At 46.0% G+C, this 22,084-nt stretch carries 13 protein-coding genes; 4 read left to right on the forward strand and 9 right to left on the reverse strand.

Annotation, left to right across the window (positions count from 1 at the left end; genetic code table 11):
• Positions 1-9: 9 nt before the first annotated feature.
• Positions 10-816, forward strand: a complete 807-nt coding sequence (locus B3K91_RS05320; RefSeq protein ID WP_102818731.1) for an SDR family NAD(P)-dependent oxidoreductase — start codon at positions 10-12, stop codon at positions 814-816.
• A 15-nt stretch (positions 817-831) separates the two neighbouring features.
• Positions 832-2,040, forward strand: a complete 1,209-nt coding sequence (locus tag B3K91_RS05325; RefSeq protein ID WP_214059874.1) for a hypothetical protein — start codon at positions 832-834, stop codon at positions 2,038-2,040.
• 175 nt (positions 2,041-2,215) lie between these two features.
• Here B3K91_RS05325 and B3K91_RS05330 read toward each other — a convergent pair whose 3' ends face one another.
• Positions 2,216-6,433: an acyl-CoA dehydratase activase gene (locus tag B3K91_RS05330; RefSeq protein WP_292590743.1), complete on the reverse strand. Its 4,218-nt coding sequence runs from the start codon at positions 6,431-6,433 to the stop codon at positions 2,216-2,218.
• Positions 6,434-6,589: 156 nt separating this feature from the next.
• Positions 6,590-8,017, reverse strand: coding sequence for a DUF1254 domain-containing protein (locus tag B3K91_RS05335; protein WP_292590742.1), 1,428 nt, complete (start codon positions 8,015-8,017; stop codon positions 6,590-6,592).
• Between the two features lie 401 nt (positions 8,018-8,418).
• Between B3K91_RS05335 and B3K91_RS05340 the strand changes: the two genes are divergently transcribed.
• Entirely contained in the window at positions 8,419-9,117 is a 699-nt protein-coding gene (locus tag B3K91_RS05340; RefSeq protein ID WP_292590741.1) for a MerR family transcriptional regulator, read from the forward strand.
• A 476-nt stretch (positions 9,118-9,593) separates the two neighbouring features.
• Complete coding sequence (gene pheA, locus B3K91_RS05345; protein ID WP_292593425.1) at positions 9,594-10,424, forward strand: prephenate dehydratase; 831 nt, start codon at positions 9,594-9,596, stop codon at positions 10,422-10,424.
• Between the two features lie 286 nt (positions 10,425-10,710).
• Here the strand turns inward: pheA and B3K91_RS05350 are convergent, their stop codons facing one another.
• The 7 genes from B3K91_RS05350 to B3K91_RS05380 all read right to left on the reverse strand — a co-directional run bounded on the left by B3K91_RS05350 (position 10,711) and on the right by B3K91_RS05380 (position 22,059).
• The gene (locus B3K91_RS05350; protein ID WP_292593424.1) at positions 10,711-11,829 is read right to left on the reverse strand and encodes a formylglycine-generating enzyme family protein; all 1,119 of its coding nucleotides are present in this window, start codon (positions 11,827-11,829) and stop codon (positions 10,711-10,713) included.
• A 106-nt stretch (positions 11,830-11,935) separates the two neighbouring features.
• Positions 11,936-13,069: a formylglycine-generating enzyme family protein gene (locus B3K91_RS05355; RefSeq protein ID WP_292593423.1), complete on the reverse strand. Its 1,134-nt coding sequence runs from the start codon at positions 13,067-13,069 to the stop codon at positions 11,936-11,938.
• A 359-nt stretch (positions 13,070-13,428) separates the two neighbouring features.
• Positions 13,429-16,530 carry an amylo-alpha-1,6-glucosidase gene (locus B3K91_RS05360; protein ID WP_292593422.1) on the reverse strand — a complete coding sequence of 1,034 codons (3,102 nt, stop codon included), beginning with the start codon at positions 16,528-16,530 and terminating at the stop codon, positions 13,429-13,431.
• Positions 16,511-17,542, reverse strand: a complete 1,032-nt coding sequence (locus B3K91_RS05365; RefSeq protein ID WP_214059724.1) for a glycoside hydrolase family 172 protein — start codon at positions 17,540-17,542, stop codon at positions 16,511-16,513. The genes B3K91_RS05360 and B3K91_RS05365 overlap by 20 nt, the downstream gene beginning before the upstream one ends.
• A gap of 37 nt (positions 17,543-17,579) precedes the next feature.
• Positions 17,580-18,416 (reverse strand): carbohydrate ABC transporter permease, encoded by an 837-nt coding sequence (locus B3K91_RS05370; protein WP_102818726.1) that lies wholly within the window; start codon positions 18,414-18,416, stop codon positions 17,580-17,582.
• 15 nt (positions 18,417-18,431) lie between these two features.
• Positions 18,432-20,702 carry a carbohydrate ABC transporter permease gene (locus B3K91_RS05375; RefSeq protein WP_214059723.1) on the reverse strand — a complete coding sequence of 757 codons (2,271 nt, stop codon included), beginning with the start codon at positions 20,700-20,702 and terminating at the stop codon, positions 18,432-18,434.
• Between the two features lie 55 nt (positions 20,703-20,757).
• A complete protein-coding gene (locus B3K91_RS05380; RefSeq protein WP_214059722.1) occupies positions 20,758-22,059 on the reverse strand; it encodes an ABC transporter substrate-binding protein in 1,302 nt (433 codons plus the stop codon).
• Between the last annotated feature and the right edge of the window lie 25 nt (positions 22,060-22,084).

Genomic DNA, 22,084 nt, shown 5'->3' on the forward strand with positions numbered 1-22,084 from the left:
GAGGAGGAAATGAACGGATACTTTGAGAAGAAAGTGGCTGTAGTTACCGGAGCGGCTTCAGGAATAGGGCTTGGTATGACCGAAGAGATGCTTTCCAGGGGGGCAACGACTGTTTTTATGGCCGACGTTAATCAGGACAATCTCGATAGAGAAGCTAAGAGATTGAATTCGAAATACGCCGGTGAAGCTGTACCTTTTCTTACTGACGTCACAAAGGAAGATCAGGTTGAGAAGCTAATCATGTCTGCCAAGAAGAATGCAGGACATCTTGACTTCGTCTTCAACAACGCAGGGATCGGAATGACAATCCCGACCGAGATGGTGACTTTCGAAATCTGGAAAAAGGTTGTGGATATCAATCTCTGGGGAGTGATCTACGGGACCTACCATGCCATACCGATCATGAGAGAGCAAAAATCCGGCCATATTGTAAACACAGCTTCTATAGCAGGGTTGGTTCCGCTTCCATATCAAGCACTGTATGCAAGTACAAAGAGCGCAGTGAAAACCATGACGGAAAGCCTTTATTACGAGCTCTCTTACGAGGGTCTTAAATTCAGTGTTGTATGCCCGGGAAATGTGCGTACGGCTATATTTGGCGAGCTGACTCCCCCGCCGGATTCAGTGTCCGTTGAAGATGCGGTGAACTACATATTTGAGAAGATGGAAGAGGGAGATTTGCTGATTGTCTTCCCGCAGAGCATCCGAGATGCCGAACTGGCCTACAGAACAGACCGAGAGAAGTTCGACAAGCTCGCGTTTGATATGGCCGCAGAACGCCTTGAGAACTACAGAACCAAAGGAACCTACTATTGATCGGAATGAATGCCCATGAAACTGACAAAAGTATTTAGCGAATCGGAGCTTTCTCTGGAAGTTGTAATATTGATGATAGCCGGGCTCATTCTTCTCATTACTGGCATGCTGCTCTTCCCTGTTGCTACAGGCGGCCTACCCTACTATGAGAATGGTCTTTACGGTCTTCTGTTGGTGATGTTCTCGCTGCAGATAATTTCAATGGGGAAAACGCCCTTTGGTGACTTGAAACGATCAAAGCTCGTCGTGGCTGCAGGAATTATCATTGGTGGAATTGGAACGATAACTTGTTTCATTCCAGATGCCTTCAACGATATCCCCAGGCTTCTGCTATTCCTTTTCTTTGGCCCCGGAGGAGCTTTTCTGCTTGTTCAGATGGTTCTGTCAAAGGATAAGCTCAGAGCATGGTCCGAATATGGGGGGATCTTCCGACATTTGATAGCTGGATGTACGGTGGCATACGTTTCATCGATTCTCATATCGATACTCCTGTGGAACCAGAGTCTTCTAAGTGTTCAGATGACGGCGATCTTGGTTCTGATCTATGGAGCCGCCATTGTATATCTTTCTTTTGTTCTGAGAAAGATATACAGCACTTACCCACAAGAACAGAAAAGGAAAGACAAAGAAGTAGAACTACCTATGGACAGGGCGATGATTCTATTCACAAGTGTCTTCATGATAATTCTTGGTGTGCTGTTGATTCCGGTAAATCTCGGGCTTCTGCCTTTTTCGGGAAGTGCCCAGCTTGGTTTGCTGATGATGATTTTCGCTATCCAGATGATTGCCTCGGGAAGCACCCCGATAGGAGTCTTTCCAAGATCGCTGCCTGTGATCTTGATCGGGTTTTTATTTGCATCCCTTGGAACTGTATCGTGCATTATCCCGGAGATCTTGGTCTATCCGCTCACCCTGCTTGTCGGTGTCCTGAATATTTTGGGAGGGGCGATTTCAATAGGCAAGTTCCTTGGTCGGCAGGCGAGCGGAACGGGTGGAGGAGGCAGTAAGATACCCGGTATACTTGTTAAGCTGACCGTCGCCCAGCTCACTCTTAATGTTCTTGCAATCACATTTGGATTATCAATGCTGATTTCTCATCTCTTGCCGGGATTGGTTATTGGCGTGGTCTTGGCGGCTAATGGAGCTGTGCTTCTGTACTTACTTCACGTTCTGTTCGTTATAGATAGAATACAAAAGGAGGTGGAACTCGGAAAATCGACATAGTTTGGATCAAATCCACAGATAAACGCTGAGAAACGCCACCTATTTACCATGACTGTTTCTGAAAACAAGTCTTCACTGAGAGCTACCCTGATCTTTGAAAGGATTTTGGGAGCCGGATTCTGTGTACTTCACAGGTCTTCGTTTATCGCAGTTGCTTGCTCCAAGAATCCTCTGTCTAATCTGGGGCTAAGGCTTTTTCTTCCCTCAGTCGAAGCAATAACGATTTCACCCTCTTCACTTGAACCACGAAGGATTCAAGTCTGCTTTCGACGGTCGGAGTGAATGGGTTTCCGTCAGACTCAAAGAAGAGTGTCGGGATATTGCCGGCAAGATCAAAGACCTCTCTTTTGAGCTTGTTCGAGTTTCTCCTTTGGTGATCTAGTCCTCTTTCTGCAATGGCTTCTGCAATCCTGGTCGGCATACATCCAAATGGGCCTATAGAAATGACTCCGTCATATCTGTCTATCGATTCGAACAAGACGGCTCCTAGAGTGAGGACTGCTTCTCCTGTAAGCTTGGGGTTCAGAAAGTCCTTTGAGACATCTACCATACCTTCAATATCAACTAAGTGCGCTCTGTAAAGCCCACTTTTTTCGAGGACTTTTTTGACTCGCTTTTCTATAGATCGCTTTACAACAATTTCAACATGTTTCAACCCTCTCTTCAACGGTCCAAGCTCTGTTGGTACATATTTCTTCAGCAATATGTAGTCCAGATAGTAGATCCACTCTTCAATTGGTGAAGCATGCATAATTATTCCATTATCTGCAAAGAACAACTCGAGTGATTTTCTGGAGAACTCGTCGTTTCTAACGTATATCTCCCCTGAAAGCAGAACTTTTGGTGTCGTTTCGAAATCGCTCTTTAGAGGGATCCTTGAGATCTTCTCGCAGATTGTCTCCAATTTTCTGATTACTTCACCATATGAATCGCGTCTCAAGCTCTCACGAAGAATCTCGCGAGCTTCTCTGGATGCTTCGATAGCCTCGTCTCTATTTGAGGCTAGCGTAAGAAGGGCATTTTCAACATTACAGAACTCGTCAGCCATGATCATGCTTGTCCATATTCTCAGTTTAGTTTGAAGGCCCATGCCCGCATAACCGTTCTCAGAATTGAGGGAGAACAGTAGAACATTGCTTGCATTGTTCTTGTCCAGCCAAAGATCTATGTAAGTACTGTACTGACCAAATCGGCAGGGGCCGCGAGTATCAGGCATGAAGTACATTATTACGCTTTTGTCGTCCTTGTTTTCCTCAAGGTAGCGAATAAGGCTTCCTAGAGTCAGGTGAAAAGGCAAACATTCCTTGGATAATGAGTTGGATTTTCCCAGCTGAAACTCTAATTCTGTCGGTCTCGGGAGAACGTGAGTGTTGATGCCGACCTTTTCGAAGGCAGCAGCCATGAGCTGAGCTGCAAACTCGCCCATGGTAGGGACGATTACTTTGACCGAAGGATCTGTAATGGGAATGTGTCTTCCGTCCTGCAGCTCTATGCTGAATGTCCCGTTATTCGTTATCAGTTTCGGTCTCTTCGCCCGTTTGCTTTCTACTGGCTCCGCGTTCCTTTCTATGGAGCTTCTAACTACATCGGCGAAGGCTTCGATCCTGGTCTCCACTCCGGCATCCGATGTATGACTATCCAGTTCCAGAATCAGGGATGGCTTTTTCCCCATAATGTCTCTAAAGAAGGAGATCAAAAATGAGTCAGGTCCGCAGCTGAAGTTGGTTATGTAGAGTGCGAAGAGCTTTGGATTATTTTTTACATATCTGGCCGCCTTTAGGTTCATCTCACCCCATGCCCAGTACATTTTCTCATGTGACCTTTCGTTTTCATAAGGGAGAGCGTCAAAAGTCACTACAGGAATTCCGCGTGAAGCAAGTTTTTCCGGGATTCCCATGTTGGCGTCACTGGAAAAGGCATTGTATGATCGGCCGAAGATCACGACACCGAAATCCGATCTCGCGACGTTTTCAAGAAACCTGTTCCCAATCTCCTTTATCCTTATAACGCTATCTTCGTAGGATTCTACTCCATTGGAAAAAGCGTTCAAAGCTTCTTCGCGGTTCCTTCCCAGTGACTTCGCAAGTAAGACGAACTTCTCTTTCTCTTTTTCGAAGCCCTGCGAAAAATCGAAGAAATCTGTCAAAATCCTTTTCGACCCGAGCTCCTCAAAACTCCCCATTAGCCAGTCCGGTTCGCTCTGCACAAATGGGCAGAACACCGAGTTTTCAACGGAGTTCGCAACCTCTAAACCCTTGACTGCTGGAATGAAGAAATAGTCGGGATTCATCTCCAAAAGATCATACATATAACCATGTGACAGTTCGACTGGAAAACAGAATTCCGATTTCTTTCTATCCCAGCCTCTGGGGTCGGACTTTTCCGGTACGACGATTTTAAACCCTAGACTTCTGAAGAAATTTGAGAAGAGAGGGAAGAGAGTATTCATAGAGAGAGACTTGCTGATTCCTATAGTCTCGATGCCCTTTTCGTCTGACCGTTCAAAGACTATCTTCTCTCTATCGGTAGTATATATGTATTCGTTTCTGTTTATGGGAAGGTTAAGACGAACATTTTCATACTTGTTGCAAGCACCGCCGAAGGGAAACTTCTTCCCTCCAACTTCAATTATGCGGATCGGACACTTTCTGTCGCATTTCTCTGCTCCACCGTCACAAATGAAGGTATTGAGATAGCGCACTTCTTTTGAGATCAAGTCAACCAGCTCAAAGCGTTCTTCTTCCAATTGGCCTTGTTCAAGCTTTTCCTTAACCATGAGTGATACACCAAATGCGCCCATGAGTCCGGGATGAGGTGGGACGATTATCTCCTTCCCAGTAACTGCCGCCATTGCCACGGGGACAGCACGATTGAGACATACGCCTCCCTGCATAAAGACCTTTTTCCCAACCGGTCTCATAGCTTTCACTCTGTTTGTGTAGTTCAGACAGATAGAGTAAACCAGGCCGGCGCAGATATCTTCTCTGGAGATGCCTTCGTTAATCGCAGTCTTAATATCGCTGCTGATAAAGGCCGCACACTGATCGCTGAAGTTTGGTGGAGATTGCCCTTTAAGCGCATAGTCTCCAATCTCTCTGTAATCTATGTTCAGAGATTCCTTTGCAGATTCTTCGAGAAATGACCCCGTACCCGCAGAACAGGCTTCGTTCATTGCATAATCCAGGGCAACCCCATTGGATAAGAAAGTGTATTTGGCATCCTGACCGCCAATCTCAAATATCGTGTCGACTTCTCTATCAAAGAATGAGGCAGCCCTTGCGTGAGCCATGATCTCATTGTAAACGGCACTCGTCTCGCAGAAAAGGCCAACTATCTTTCTTCCAGAACCTGTAACCCCGAGACCAATTATTTCGACAGGAACATCGAGCGAAGCACGAATCTCTTCAAGACACTGGCGTGTAGCGTTTATTGGATCTCCCATAGTCCTGAGATATGAACTAGCAAGAATGGTATTGTCCTTGGTTCTCATAACAACCGCCTTGGTTGTAGTTGAGCCAACGTCTATACCGAGAATGCAAGAATCACCGTCTTCAGCTGTCTCGAAAGGCATCTCCTTGAAATCGACCATGTCTACAAACTTTGAAAGGGGCTCATTCTTGGGGAAAGTCATTATACCTTCCTTGAAGACAGTCTCTTTATCTATCTCGATTTCTTCGAGAGCACTGGCATGTAGATAAGCGCCGAAGGCCTCAAAGAAGAGAGCCTCATCAGGTATGGTAATTTCCGCGATTTCTTTCAAGTGATTCAGCACAAGCCGGTTTTTTGTTACTCCACCAACTAGAAGTATCTTCTTTACACCAGCCCTGTGCATGAGCTCACCGATCTTGTCGGACATGACCTTTCCAAGACCATTGAGAACCGATTCTTTAGGTGTTCCCTTGTTAAGAGCATGAGTACAATCGCTCTTGCAAAACACGGTACACCTGGAAGAAAGCTCGTAAATCTCGTTTGTTTCCACTGCGTTTGCTGTATCCAGTTCGACATCCATTCGCTTTAGTTGCTGGAGAAAGAACTCTCCAGTTCCTGAAGCGCATTTGCTTCCTGTGAAGACGGCTGTGATGTTTCCCTTATCGTTTAGCTTATACAGCGTGAAATTCTCTCCGCCCACGCTCACAATTGCCTCATGATCTCCGTACTTGCTTTTCAGTTCTTTGTAGGCAAATTCAGTGGCTTCAACTTCGGGGATTTGGGGAAGATTCAACAGCCTTCTTCCTTTCTTTCCAGTTACTACGACTACTCCTCTTTCAAGGATTTCCGGAAGAAAGCTTTTGAGTACTCTTAGTGGATTTCCTTCATGCAAAAGCCTTCTGGGAGTTTGACCATCATACCAGGAAATAGTGCTTGAGCCTATGCAAAGTCCAGCTCTATCCAATTGACTCGCCCCGGGGCTTTGAAAACGCTACATAAGATGTTAGAAGCATACTGATTAATGATAGCACGTATAATTCTATTTAGTTTAACGCTCCGAAAAATCATTACTGCGTTTGTACGGTCTCAACTCAGAGATTGGCTCACTTAATAGCAAAAGCTAATTATGATAGTCGGGCTGGCATTCATTCCTATATTCTGACTTTATTACTCCAGGAGGACAGTATAGAGGATCAAGGGCTCTTGGTGAAGGCAGATACATTCTCAAGGACAAAGAAAAAGGTCCATTGGGCGCGGGGAGCCAGTTGCTTTCGAGATCAGGGCCTGGCGAATCATGCTGGATATAGATGTCGAGAGACCCGTCATCGTTGTATGACAATCTTGACCGATCACCTATTGAGTATCTGTTAATTGGATTAGGCACCATGAACTGGTCTTCATCGTAGATTGTGATGGACCAGAATCCACCCGGTCCAACGGGTGGAATTTCGTTGCTTTCAAAATGGATCAGGTAATTGTACCTTGAGCCATCATAAGATTCTCCATCGGCATCTGCATAACTTATTGGATAGTAGGTTTCCTCAAGATCGCTCCCATAGAGACCCATGTAAGCGGCCGAAGCTCGAATCTCATACTTACCCTGCATCTGGTTTCGATTACCGAAGACTCGCTTTGTGAGACTCCAGCCATTCTTAGTAGTTCCCAGCAGTTCACCCGGTCTGAGAATAACTTCCATGGCATCTTCAATCCCTTGCTCAATTGCAGCCCGTATTTCGGAATTAAGATCTGCTTCGTCAAACGGAAGATTCGGTCCGATTCCAATAAGGCTGAATCTTTCGATCAAGGCTTTCTCAGATGGATGAATTTCTAGCTGACCTAGAAGGAAGTTCAGATAGTAGATAAAACCGGCCGACTCGGCTCGTTCCTGTCTGAAGACCGGAAAAGTGTCTGTTCTTACAGATTTAGGGGCTTCATAACCAAGAAAGGAACTCAGGGGCTGGATTAGAAAGCTTTTTTGAATTTTGCGTATCGCATCAATCTCACCGGATATCTCTGGGTTTATTGAAATCCTTGCTAGACACAAGACAAAGTTTCCTTCGCTGGTGAATACTTCATCAATGCTCTCGGGAACTTCTACTAATGACTTCGGACCGGTGATCAAGAAAGTCCTTGCCCCGCAACCGGTGGTTCTCGTTCCTGCATATGCGAAGTTATGAGTATACATGTCGACAAACTGTAAGGAGTAGTATCTTTCGCAAATAGCAGGTATCTGAATTATGATTGGTTCAGCTCTCAAATCAAGCCATGCAGCCGAGAACACTGTATCGTTGTTCGGGCGGACAATCTCTCTGAATTCAGGCCCAAGCAAACCTTTGCTATGCTTGAACCGGTTGAACGCATCTGGTATCACGGCCTGCAGAGTCATTGTTCGGAAATTCTCAAGCATTGGATAAGCGAAAATATACGCCTGTCGTGCGATTTCCCTTGCTTCGTCGCAGTTGTTCGTTGCCGGAGTCGATCCTGCGCCTAAGAAAGCGAACAAGAACACAACCACAGACAGCAGGGTAATTAACTTCTTAAGATCCATCTTCGAATCCCCCATGTGAACTACCTGGTGTTGCAAATGGAAGTGGTCATACCAAGTACGATTATGAGCTCTATGAATGGTCTGTTTTCACATCACTTTATGCTAATCACATTATACCTGTATAAGATACAGAAAACGGGACATAGATTCTCCCGCTTATCTGACTGTATATTGGGCGAAATTGTTTGGGCAAGTAACAGATCGGAGTAATCAACTGTTAATTGCTTTGGCTTTACCTCCTGAAAGTGATACAAGTGATGCCCATAACTGTGCGGTTTGACTCGAATGAGATAGGGGAAGCATTCGCCCTGGCTGAGCTAACATCGTTCTACACTGATCAGAAGATGCGTCCTTGACTGTAACGCATCGTAGTAATATTTGATGAATGTTGGAAGGATCACATGAATGTGAAGGGAGTTGCAGAGCTCACCGGTCTCTCCGTTCGGGCGCTTCAGCACTATGACAAGATAGGACTTCTAAGTCCCAAGCGCAATTTGGCAAATGGATACAGGGAGTATTCCGAAGGAGATCTAGATAAACTTCAGCAGATTCTCTTTTTCAAACAGTGTAGCTTTTCTCTGGAGAGGATCGAGAAGCTTCTAAGCAATCCAAGGTTCGATAGAGAGAAGGCCTTAGAACTTCAGAAGAAGAACTTGATTCTTGAGAAAGAGAGAATTGAAGCTATGCTCAACACTCTTGAAAAGACGCTCAAAACTATGAGAGGGGAAGATTCGATGAGTCAAAGAGAAAAGTTCAAAGGATTTGATTTCTCTTACAACCCATATGAAGAAGAAGCTAGACAACTTTCTGGTGACGAGACAGTCGAAAAAAGCAACGATTTTATCGCATCGAAGAGCGATCGGGAGAGGAATGACATGGAGAAGACACTAGATGAGCTATTTAGAGGGCTAGCGGAGATTAGGGACGAAGTTCCCGATTTAGCCCGCGCCCAGGAAGCAATCGAGAAGATGTATAATACGTTCAACGAAAGCTTTGAACATTACAACACCATTGAGTCGTTTGCCGCCTTGGTACAGATGTACGTGATAGATGAGCGGTTCAAAGTGAACATAGATGAGTTCGGTGAGGGCCTTTCATAGTTTCTTTCCAGGGCAATGCAGAGATTCGTCGATCGGCGCCTTGAAAGTGGTCGAGAGCAATAGAAACTCAGACTAGATGACTTTGAGGCCGAAGACTATTGGAGTAACCCCAGGTTCCAAACAGACATCGCGCGATTTCCTAGAACAGGTCCTGAAATTGGGACTCGCAGTTTTTTCCAAATAGTCCAGAGTTATTTCTTGTGCTCATTTTCGCGTTTAGACGCATTGAGTTGCAGATATTCTCTCCAAGACTCAGGTCAACTGAATTGGCACTTCCTGATCTGTCGTGAAAGACCCTGATTTTCGGAACGGTCGTTATCGGCATCATTGTGGTAAGCTATAATTCAGATGAATAGCTAATTATACGGTTGTCTCTTGTAAGCGGCACATTATTAGGGCCAGAGTCGAGATAAGATCTGACGAAAGGACTGACCGCTATCGATGAAACCAGTTTCTTAAAGGGTGGGGGAGATTGTTTGAACGGGAAAGTTGTTACCTTTCAAGGTGAACACGGTGCTTATTCAGAACAGGCTATAAGAAAGCTTCTAAGAGAATCCCCTGTCACTATTCCGTGTAGATCGTTCCAGGAGATGCTGAATCTTGTTCAGGATGAAAAAGCAGACTACGCAATTCTCCCCGTGGAAAACTCGCTGGCCGGTACAGTGATTCCTGCCTACGATGCTTTGGTGGCTAGTGATCTTCTTGTCCAGGCAGAGGTTATGCTTCGAATTGAGCATTGCCTTATGGCTCCAAAGGGTAAAACGATTTGTGACATAAAATACGTGATTTCTCACCATCAGGCGTTGGCACAGTGCTCGGAACACCTGGAAAAAGAGGGCCTTATGGCGAGAGAATACTATGACACTGCCGGCGCAGCGAAGGACCTGGCGGTTTGCGAGATGGAGTCGACAGCTGCAATTGCCAGCGAACTCGCGGCCAAAACTTATGGGCTTGATATCTTAAGGAGGAATTTCGAAGATCTCGATACAAATACAACCAGATTCTTCTTAATGGGTAGAAAGTCCGTGCCATGTATTGGAAAATGCAAGACATCTATTGTATTCACGACGGAACATAAGCCAGGTGCCTTGTTCAGTGTCCTCCGAGAGTTGTCAGATCGCAATCTGAATCTGACGAAAATCGAATCAAGGCCTTTCAAGAGAGAGATGTGGCACTATATATTCTTTGTAGATTTTGAAGGAACGGTAGCTGACAAACAAGTGAAAGAGGGAATCAAGGCAATCAGTGACCGTTGCAGCTACTTCAAGTTCGTGGGTTCATATCGCTCTGCCAACCACGAGATGTGAATTCATCAACTGATGTTCCAAGTCCCCCAGGTCAAGAAGCTGACGTTCTTGAGAAATAACCAATAAGAAATAAGAGTCATGAATTTCCCCTGAAGCCTTCCCGACTTCTGTTGAGACTAAAGACCCAATGTTGTTTCACAATAATTCTATCTTCTTCAAGAGTATGCTCATGAAGCTGGAAATTATAGCTACCGACCATTTCTAAATCTCATGGTAAGCGAGCGCCTTTGGCTGATTTGTAATTCGGATGCCTTGTGTTGAGAATAGATCGCAGAGGGTTTCTTTGTCACTTGTCGGTTCTTACGATCCTGAAACCAACAACATATATTCCAATTTCCCCACTTACTTCCTCTCGATAAGGAACCCTTAGAAGTCTTGCGATATTGAAGTAGCTGCCTCCTCTAATCATGAAGTCCGTGCTGCCATCTATTGGGACGTAGGGATTTGTAGTTGAGTCAGCAGTGTATTCCTGGAAGGGTTCAGTACACCATTCGAACACATTGCCACTCATGTCGTGTATTCCCAACCCGTTGGGCTCCTTCTCTCCGACGGGCCATGTTGAGATACTATCTACAATGTCATTGTGAGCATTCTCTCGGTACCATGCGACTTCATCCGGATCATTGCTTCCTGAGTACTTAAACAATGACTCTGAATCTCCGCCTCTTGCGGCGAATTCCCACTCAGCTTCCGTGGGCAAGCGGAATCCAATTACCTCAGACGGGTCATCTGTAATGCCCCCCGCTTGGTCAAGTAGATTACCGAATTCGTCATACGCTCTTGCCAGTCCGGCTTTGTCGCTCAACCAGTTGCAGTATTCAGTTACCTCATACCAGGAAACGGAAATAACTGGTCTCCTTTGCCTTCCCCAGGAGAAATCTTTAGGTTTAGTTATGTCCATATCATCACAGAAAGCATCGAACTCATCAAAGGTGACCTCATACTTTCCGATGAAGTAGTCGTAATCTATAGTTACTTCGTGCAGAGGTAATTCATTCTCGTATCCGTCTCCCCAGTTGTCCCCCATTGTGAACTTTCCGCCTTCAACTAATATCATCTCTTCAATGGCAACGAAATTCCAGGAGATGATATTTGAGAATGTACCTTCGTTGTCTTCGGCCTTCACCTCAAATGAATGAACCCCTGTTCCGTAATCATTCCAGACGTATTCTGTTTCAAGTCCATAGTCATTCCAACCTGCTTCATCGACCATGACGTAGTACTTCGCAATCGTGCCGTCTGGATCCGATGCACTCCACTCGAGAACGTTCGCTGAACAATCTATTACTCCTTCAGACCCACCGATCTTCTGGAGAACTGGCGGCTGGTTTTCCCTGGGCTTCTTACACCCTGCAAGCATCACTGCAAACACAACTATCAGCAGTAGTATCAAGAGTCTCTTCATTTCTTCTTAACCCCCTTTTCTTTCGGTAATCGATTGAGAACATATTATACTCATCATATTGTTTCTCCTTACTCTATCATCTTCTAATGCGAGTTCAGAAGTATCGCTACTGAGCGATTCTACCGATTCTGAACCCGGCTAAGCTTGCGAAATCCGTGGGAAGGGCAGCAAACCTATAAGATACACGGATATTTTCTTCGGGAAAGGCCCAGCAACCGCCTCGACAAATCCGGTGAGTTCCGCTGGAAACGTACGGATTTGTTTTTTGAGAAGCGGTATATTCAGAGTAGAAGTCTGTGCACCACTCGAGTACGTTACCGCTCATGTCATAAATACCAAGAGCGTTTGGTTCCAGCTGGCCAACCGATTGGGTCTTCTCGTTGGAGTTGTAATCGTACCAGGCTACCAGTGAAGGGTTGTCGCTTCCAGACCACTTGTATTCGGAATCATGTTTTCCTCCTCGTGAGGCATATTCCCATTCGGCTTCCGTCAACAATCTGTATCCCAGTACTTCTGTAATGTCCGTCGTTACCTTTCCCTCTGAATCGAGCAACTGACCTTCGTTGACTTCGCAACGAGTTATGTAGGCAGGAGGCAGGCCATCCTTTTCACTCAACCAGTTGCAGTATTCTATTGCCATCCACCATGGCACATTGATTACGCGCCTGCTGCCCATTCCCCAGCCTTCATCGGAGGGAATTACGGCTCCCTTATCTACACAGAACTCGTTGTACTCGTTGAAAGTGACTGGGTACTTCCCCACAAAGAAATCGTAGGCGAGTTCAGCCGGATGGGTTGGTTTCTCAATATTTAAGCCGTCGCCCCAGGTGTCTCCCATGGTGAAAGAACCCCCGCTCACAAAGTCGAAGTCTCCCAAATAGGGTTCAAATAAGAGGAAAGTGAAAGTCCAGATTATCGGTTCAGAAGCGAGTCCTTTGTCATCTTTCACCCTGACCTCAAAAGTATGATCTCCTTCTTTATAACCGCACCAGGTATAACTGGTCTTTGTACCGTGATCAACCCATTCTCCGCTGTCTGTCCTATACTGATACAAAGAGACGTAGCCATCGTCGTCATAACCGATCCACTCAAATGTATTGCAGACATCAAGAGTGTCGCCAGAAGGTCCGGAGGATTCTTTCTCGATCAAAGGTGGTTGATTACTCCTGAATATGCATGAGGGCGTCAAGAACAGTACAATTGATAGGAAAAGGGCAAAGAAAAACAGTTTGAGTTTCATTGTGTTTCCACCTCCATGAAGCGCTGGTGCTGAGATAGGCCGAAATTGCAGAAGGAGGCAGGTGCCAACTCATGAAGTGCCCCTCTTCACTTCACAGGCCAAATGCTGAGCACAACAACGCCAAATAAGTGAGTTCATCTATTCGAGAACGTCTTGTCGGGTAGATCTCAGAACCAATGATCAAACAAATTGCATCTGGCTATGCGCCAAAAGAGAATCTAGTGGGGAATTCAATGAAGTGAAAATACTGCAGACTTCAACAAATAGTCGATTTCTCGTCGACGCCACAACTACATACTATCAGACTTCTCTTTCTCAGCAGAGGTGAATCTACAGTTGTCGCCTTTTCGCGATACTGTCTAAGCATTTCGTGAATGAGCCTTAAGAAGAACAGTCACCGTTTTGTATGAATTGCTCTTATTACCCTTCACGATGAGTTCGTTGCCCACAATATCGGCGTTCTCGGCTTCGATTTTCCTGGATGCCATAATAGGAATGGAAGTAATCTTTCCCGGCGATCTAACAATCAGCTGCCAGTAGTCAGATTCCGATATTCTCCTAATTGCTATTATCCTTGGTTGTGAACTCTTCTTGCCTTTGGCGAGCTGTGGTTCGATTGGAAGGACCAAGAACGGAGCTGTATAAGTAATCGAAATGTCCAGCTTCTTTCCCGATATACTTGTGTCAAGTTCAACTCTCTTTGATGTGATTCCGTCGAGGGTTCTTACGTGAAGGGGTTCGTTGTTGACAGAAATCCCAACATCACTTGATTGTTTGGGTATCCACGGTGTGAAACGTACAGGGATTTCCTTCTCCATATGTATTCTAAAGTGCTGTGTCACTTCTATCCAGTCACTAATCAGTGTCGTACATTCATATGACAACGCCAGACAGTTGCTCCCCAACGCTAGACAGGGAGCTTCCACTCTCCTGAGGTTCAACGGTATTGAGGGCTGAAAGTCAATGATACCCTCGATCATGTTCGGAGCGAAGCCAAGCACACCTTCGTAGAAGGGTTGAAATCCCATCGTTTCAGACCACGCCTGATGAGGACATATCCCGGACAGTGAGTAGGTATTTCCGTGTAGAACTTCCGGGATATACCCTGATGAGAAGTCCTTATTTGTGTATAGATTGGCAAGCATGTGATTGTGAGCGTCAAGATCCGCCCCAAGTCTGAACTGAGCCAAAGCAGCCCAACCGGTAAATAGAGGCCAGACGCTTCCCTCATGATAGCCTTCGGGATTGAATATCCCTGAGCTCTTCCCAATTATTCTTACCCCCCAGTCAGTGGAAAAGTCATCACAAGCCAGATCTTCGATCTGGGCGGAGATTCTTTCGTGAGGCACACAGTTGAAGATCAAACCCATTGAAGACATAATCGTTCTGAATTTCATTTGCTTTCCCGCTTCATCTATTCCTAGAGCAAAACCCGTCTCAGGATCGTATAGTTTTTCGAGGCCAATCAAGCATCGTTCTTGTAGATCTGACAACTGAGACTTAACCTTTTCCTCTCCAAGATGACTGGAAAGCGTTCCTATGCCCCTGAGAGCTGCAATCCATATGCAGTTCAAATAGAATGAGGCCTTTGCGCCGTACAGTTTTCCCCCTTCGACCCAGCCGTGGCCAGCAATAGTGTTTTCAATAAGACCGTCACCATCTGAATCGGTTTCTGAGCAGTAGTCTAGAGCTTTCTCTATTCTGCCCCAGTTTTTCCTTGCAAATTCTATGTCGCCGCTCTGCATGCAGTACCTATACATCGCGTAAAGATAGAGGGGAGTGGAGTCGGCGGCGTCATAGTGAACAACGTTGCTGGTAGTGAGTTCATGATAGATCTTTCCATCGATTCTCTGGAATTTCATTAGAAGTTCTAGGTTCTCTTTGACGGTGGTGAAGTCCCCAATGTCGAGAAATGCCAGTGAGCACCAGAGGCTGTCTCGGCCGAAGTACCAGGCGTAGCCGGGCCTCGCACTGAACCAGCCCGGTCTACTTGAAGCATATCCTGCTACAATGCCTGTTCCAAGATTCGGTACGGTCACTCTGAACTTGATTGCTCCTATTCTTGCCATGTCAAGAGCCTCATTGAGTCTTGAGTCATCTGTTATGATCCGCCCCTTCTCGAGGTACTTCAGGTAGAATTCGTTGGCCTTGAGTATCTCATCTTGCATATCGATTTGCTTCGGGAGCTCTTCGTCTTCGATACATGAGATCACCGAGAGCACGGCCGTTCCTGTCACTTTGCTACCAATCGTCACTGAGATCTCTTTGTCAATCCTATCCAGAGATAGTGATGATGGACTCGAGAAGATGAACAGGCTCTTGATCTGGCCGTCCTCGGTCTTAAGAATGAACCCGTTATCAAGTTTGGTGAACCGTTTTTCTCCGTTGAAAGCATCATCCATTGGCCACATTATCCTGAGATCAGATTCGATACGAATATCAATGCTGTGTTCTATGTAGTCGTAGAAATCGAACTGCAAGAACAGATAGGGGTTCTCTAGACTACAGAAGACGGTTATCTCTCCGCGGCAAAGCTTATATACGACTCTTTCGGGTGTGTAGAGAACCCTATTGAGCGCTTCTGACAAGTGTTCTCCATCTATAGAGAACTCCATGGATCTAAAGATTCGGAAGGGATGCACCCACACTTCTTCAATTCTATGGACAGAGAGATTTGCAAGAATACGTCGGCCTGTGGAATTGATGTAACCTCTTGCGTTTTCGATTTCGATAGACGGAACTGGCCAGTTAGTCACTGACAAGACTGATGGAAGTCTTTGATCTGAAGTCTCTGAAGTCTGAACAAATACCGAGTCCGATTCTATCCAGTATTTGCCTTGTCTGTTAGGAGAAAGCATCCAGAGGATGCTGTTCTCGATGAACCTTCGTGCTTCGGCATTATACGGATTATCGGGTTCCTCAAATGAAAAATAGCCTCCTATAGAGAGAACTGGAAAGCCTCCAATATCATGAAGCCAAATCAGTTTTCTCTCCCTAATATAGCTTATATATCTTTTCTCAACGGCCACTACCTTTGCTCTACTGCCAAGATAGTAGAAGACATTCGGTATCTTTTCAAGGCCGTTGAGATGGGTACTGTAGAAGCCTCCAAACAATCCTTCAAATAGAGGGTGGTTCTTATAGCATTGAAATCCCCTTTTGTCCCACGGAGAGCTGTCCATAAACACTCTTCGCTCTTCAATAGTGCCGGCATCCTCTACCCCAATCGTTTCAATAATTCTGACGGCCTTTCCTATCAGAATTATGGGTTTGGTGCCTATTGAGGGCGATAGAGATTTCAGATCCGGTACGATGTTGTTCAGTATTGTCAGTTCATTCTTATCGCAATCAACTCTCGCACTGGTTTGGTATCCAGCTTTCTGAATAATCTCAGCGAGGTGGTTCCCTTTCTCTTCAATGACACAGATCATCTGCAGTTTCTTACCTCGACCACAGTTCATCCTGAGAATATCTCTTTGAAAAGTCCAAGTGAGGCTCCCTTTGATACCAGTAAGCTACTGTGGCAATATCGTCCGTCAAGGGCTGGAATGTCCCGTCGGGATACCAGCCAAGCGCTTGCACTGTTACTTTGATTGAGTTGCTGAACCGTATGGGATCAGGAATATGCCAGCGATAGAGGCCGTGCCTGGGAACCTGTCCCTCATCTCTTTTCCATAGGGGGTAACCGCAGAAAGGAGCGGAGAAGGACTCACCAAAACACCATGCACCTCCAAAGTAATCTTCGGTTCCCGTTGTACAGATACTTGGGTCTTCTTCACCGTCAATGAAGAACTTGACTTCTCCCTCTCCCCACCAGCCATTTGAGAACTGAGTCCAGGAGGCAACCGTGCCCACATAATGACCGATGCCGCTAACACAGTCCAGGATTACGTGTTCCGGACACTCTCGAGTGGTCATCGATCTTCTCCATTCTGCATGGAAGTATGCGGCTGATTCAGGTATACTCCCCAGTGAGTAGTCAATCTGATAGAAGAAGTTTTGAAAAGGCTTTGGAGAGAGGTTCTCGACTTCAATTCTCGCGCAGTTTTCGAAAGGCATCGGCCAGTAGCAGTTGAATCCGCCCGATGGATTTACCGCCACAGGAAGCGAGTTAATATTGTATCTCAATCCGTGAGTGCAACCAAAGAAGTCTCCTAGCGGAGCTTCAACTGAAGGAGATTGTTCCCCATCCCAGTAGAACCTTATCAGGCAGCTTCTGTATGCGTTACTGTCAACGGTTATCCAGATGTGCCTTATAGTACCGGGTCCCTCAATTCTTGCCAGTTCGATTCTTCCCGTTGCTGGAAGCTCGATACAAGGTCTGACTTTCCACCCCTGTCCAAGCTTTCTTGCAGACCCCTTCCCTTCAGGACGTTCAAGAGCTCCTCCGGAAACACTTCCGTCGGGATTCTCCGCAGAAATCGATCGTGAGCATTCGTTTTTGATCTCACATATGTCACCAAAGAATGACAAGTTGATCACCCCTTTCTTCTGTTCTGCCAGCGACTGGCTACTTGTCGTAGCCCGATGTAAGTCTTATTCCCTGAACGATCCATTTCTGGGCGAAAATATAGACCAATATCATCGGAATAGACGAAAGAGCTGCAGCGGCCATCTGTGCAGGGTAGTTTGTTACGTATTGAGAGGAGAACATCGCTACGCCGACTTCAATAACTCGCATCTCTTTGCTTCTCGTAACTATCAATGGCCAGAAGAAAGATCTCCACTGTGAAAGAAAAGTGAAGGTCCCAACTGTTGCAATCACCGGTTTGCAAAGAGGCATGATTACTTTCCAGAATATCTGCCAGGAAGACGCTCCATCTATTCTCGCGGCATCTTCTATGCTGCTTGGAAGGCTAAGCATATACTGTCTCATGAGGAACATTCCCCAGATATTTCCAAGCGCTGGAACTATCATCGCCCAATAGGTATCAACCCAGTTCATCGAGTGCAGGATGATGAATCCCGGAATGAGAGTAACGACTCCAGGGAGAAGCATGAAAGTAATGAATAGTTTAAACATGAAATCTCGACCCGGGAAGTGTAAGCGAGAGAGAGCGTAACCGCCCATCGCTACCAGGATTATCTGGCCAATAAGCACTGCAATTGTTATGAATAAAGTGTTGAAGATATATCTTCCCCATGGTTGCGATTGCCACATTTCCACGTAGTTCTCCCAACGAAGAACATCCGGGATCAGCTTTGGTGGAAGTCTGTACATTTCAAACTCTGCCATGAATGAGAAAGAGATCATGAGAATATAAGGAAGTAGTGTGGATAGTCCGAGAAGAATTAGCAAAGCCATAATTACTACTTTGACGAAAATCGAGAAGAATCTGTTATTCATCTCATCATCTCCTCTCTAGAAGTAAGCCTGCCAGCTCTCTTTGCCAAAGAGCTTGAACTCCACCAGAGTCAGCGCGGCCAGCAACAGGAACAAGATCCAGGATTGTGCTGCGGCGTACCCCATTCTCATATCCACCCAGGCAGACTGCCAGATATGATAGAAGACGACATCTGTTGACCTAAGAGGTCCTCCCTGGGTCAAGACATAAATTGGAGTGAAGACCTGGAATGACCCAATGACGCTGGTGACAAGAACGAAGAGACTCGTCGGTTTGAGCAGTGGGAGCGTTATCTTCCAAAAAATTCTTGGTTTGCTCGCTCCATCAACTGCAGCCGCGTCATAGAAGTCCTTTGGAATGCCCTGGAGCCCAGCCAGGAATATGAGTAGTTGACTGCCAATAGCAGACCAAATACCGATTATCATCATTGATATCAGTGCGAACTGAGGTGATTCAAGCCAGGCTATTGGCTTTATTCCGACAAGGCCAAGAATGAAATTCAGGACCCCGAAGTCTCGATTGAAAATCCAGCGCCACACGATTGTAGTTGCGACCCCTGCAGTTACAACGGGAAGATAGTAGAGAACTCTCAAGACAATAGATAGCTTCCCCAGCTTGTTTACGGCAATTGCCAGGAGGAGAGAAATGAACATCCCTATTGGAACGTAAATTGAATAAACTGCCGTATTCTTCATTGCATTCCAGAACTTCAGATCTCCGAAGAGCTCAATGAAGTTCTCGAGTCCAACAAACGGCTTAGCTGCATCAACGATACTCCATCTTCTGAACGCGAGGAACAGCGCAAAACCCATAGGACCGACCGCCCACCAGACAAGGTGGACAAGAGCCGGCAGTAGAAAACCATAACCTATGAAAGTTCGTCTTATCAGTTTGTGAGACTCAATGTTTGTCACTATAAAGACGCTTACTATTACCATTACCAAAAGTACTAGAATTGCTCCTATGGAGAAGAATTGAATAGACAAGATAGAGTTTTCTCTAAGAGTCTCCTCGAACAACACAGTGAAATCGTATCCGCCAATACTCCGGCTTGCATATGTGTGAATCACATCATTGACTTTTGCAGAACCGGTTTCTATTCCATTTACTTGAGAAGATGTGACTGTCTCGAGATTCGAGATTCTTCTGGCAGTCAGATTAGAGGCGACCACTTCGCCTTCGTGCTGGACAATGAAGTTCGCTCCCGTACTTCGTCTCGATGTGTCAACGAAATCAACGAAGAATCCTTGGTCCCCCTTCAATACTAAATGATCAGCATCATTGAACCAGGCGTTTGCTCTCTTCAACCCAACGCCTTCGCTAATCCCTCCAAGAGCTTCACCAAAGACAAAGAAGGCGAATGAAGCGATCAGTACGATCGCAGGCAGATATGCTGTCAGCCCAAATATCATACGAGTACGCTTATTCAGAGCGGCGTGGGATGCTGCCTTCTTGTAGAATGAGAGCAAGACGAGAACGGCAAAAGCGAATGAAGCAAGAGCAGAGATCCACAGAAAAAGCGACAAAGAGGTGTATTTGTCTGCCCAATCCGCATCGGTTGTGAGAGTTGAGAAGAATCCAATTACATCCCAGTTGTCGGAATCATAGATCGCAATTGCGTTTATCAACGCTTTGCTTCCTTCAAATGAGATCTCCGCAGATTCTGGTCTTTGGCTGTTTATCGTTTTTCTGAAGAGACTACGAATCAAGTCGTCTTCTATTCTGGGCGAATCTCTGGGAACAGCAAAATCATTTTCGTCACCGAAGTAAACGACGAAATCTCTTTCATACGTTTCACTTGCTTTGTCGAGAAGATCGTCAAATCTGTCGAGAACAACCAGAAGGATATTGTCGTCAAGTAGGCGTATCCCAGTCTGAATGTATGTTTCATCACCATAAACGACGAGCTCAGTCTTCGGATATCCAATCGAAAAGGTGAGATTTTCGAAAAACAGAGAGGAAGATAGACTATCCGGCGCAAAATAACCAAAGTCATCAATCAGGTTGCCTGAGTAATCGAACAAGCCAGCAAAGACAACGTCATCTGAAAAACTCTCGAGTACGGCAGTGACTAATTCTGGCCTCTCAATCAAAGGATCCATCTCCAGGTCGATGTAGGCCGTCAGGTTTTGGTAGTTGAGTTTGAAGCTTCTTAGCAAAGAAGCCTCACTCTCAACCAAGAAGTCATTGAGGCCATTTCTGGCATAGAAACCCAAAATGGCAAATGCCGATATCATCAGAAGGCCAACAAACACCAGTAACCCGACAATGATCTTGTAGTGCCTCAAAGCCATCCCTCCCGGAAAACGAGGGGCAGTGCAGACTGCCCCTCAGATGAAGAAATCAGTTTTCACCCTTTTCGATATACGTGTCCATTGTTGCTGCAGCCCAATCCATTGCCTGCTTGACGGTCTCTCCACCTACGTTAATCCTGTCAAATGCCTCTGCCCATGTGTCTTCGAACTGCGGTCTATAGTATTTCGTCTGAGAACCAACCGGGACTCTTGCAAAATCAAGCATCTTGATGAAAGCTGCGTCGAGTTCGTCCTGAGCTGCCTGTAGCTCTGCGATGTCCTTTATTGCAGATATTGCTAGTCCGCCTTCTAAACAACGTTTGGTTTGAGCAAATTCGCTTGAGAGAAATGCAGCAAGCTTTGTCGCGCCTGCTTTGTCGGGAGCGTTGACAGGGACCGCCCAACCGGAAGCGTAGGTTACAGTTGCTCTGCTTTCAGGACTTGCGTAAGGTATTGGTGCAGCTCCAACAACCAGGTCAGCCCCCTTCGCAATCTGACCTCTGATTGACACGTTGAACCATCTACCTGTGATAACCATCCCCACTTTCCCTGTATAGAAGAGTGCAGAAGTTCCGCCCAAAGAGCTAGCCTCTTGAGGAGAAGGTGCATATCCCTTTGAGAGGAGGTCGATGAAGAAGCCGTAATTATTCACGTTCAGATCGCTGTTGAGATAACCAGATGTCTGAGTGAAGTCCGGGCTGAAGACCTCTCCGCCGCCTGCCCAAAGGAGTGGTACAACAACACCGACCCATGACGGGAAAGCAAAGCCCCAAACGTCGTTCTTTCCATCACCAGTAGTGTCCTTGCTCAAGAGACGAGCGGTCTCTGCAAATTCTTCCATTGTCCAGCCATCTTGAGGAGGATAAGGCACGCCAAGTTCATCAAAGACCTTCTTGTTGTAGAATATACCAATTGGGCTCGTGTCCTTTGGAAGGGCGTACAGACTCCTACCCGATCTGAAGATGTCGACAAGTACTGGGAAATACTCGTCCAAGTTGGTGCCGCTTGCACCTTCTCTGCTCAGCCTGCTGATGAAAGGATTGATGTCTGTCAAGTAGTTGCCTTCGACAAATGCAGGAATCATCTCGGCATCAAGCAGAATGACATCGGGTGGAGTTCCCGCTCCGATGTCGGTCAGGATTTTCTGGTAATAGTCGCCTGGAACCGGTTCGTAGACTACCTCATACTCCGGATTCAGCCTCATGAATTCGGCAATGATTGTTTCGTCAAGAGCTGCTTCTTCAGCGCCTGCCCAGGTCGTGACTCTGAGCTTGGTTGCTCCCAGTACAAGTGAAGAAAGCAAAATCAGAGCAATCACAAGAGAACCCTTCAGATATCTTGCCTTTTGCATACTCCCACCTCCATTTTGATTACCT

Origin of the sequence: Mesotoga sp. UBA5847, assembly GCF_002432735.1 — a bacterium.
Taxonomy (GTDB): Bacteria; Thermotogota; Thermotogae; order Petrotogales; family Kosmotogaceae; genus Mesotoga.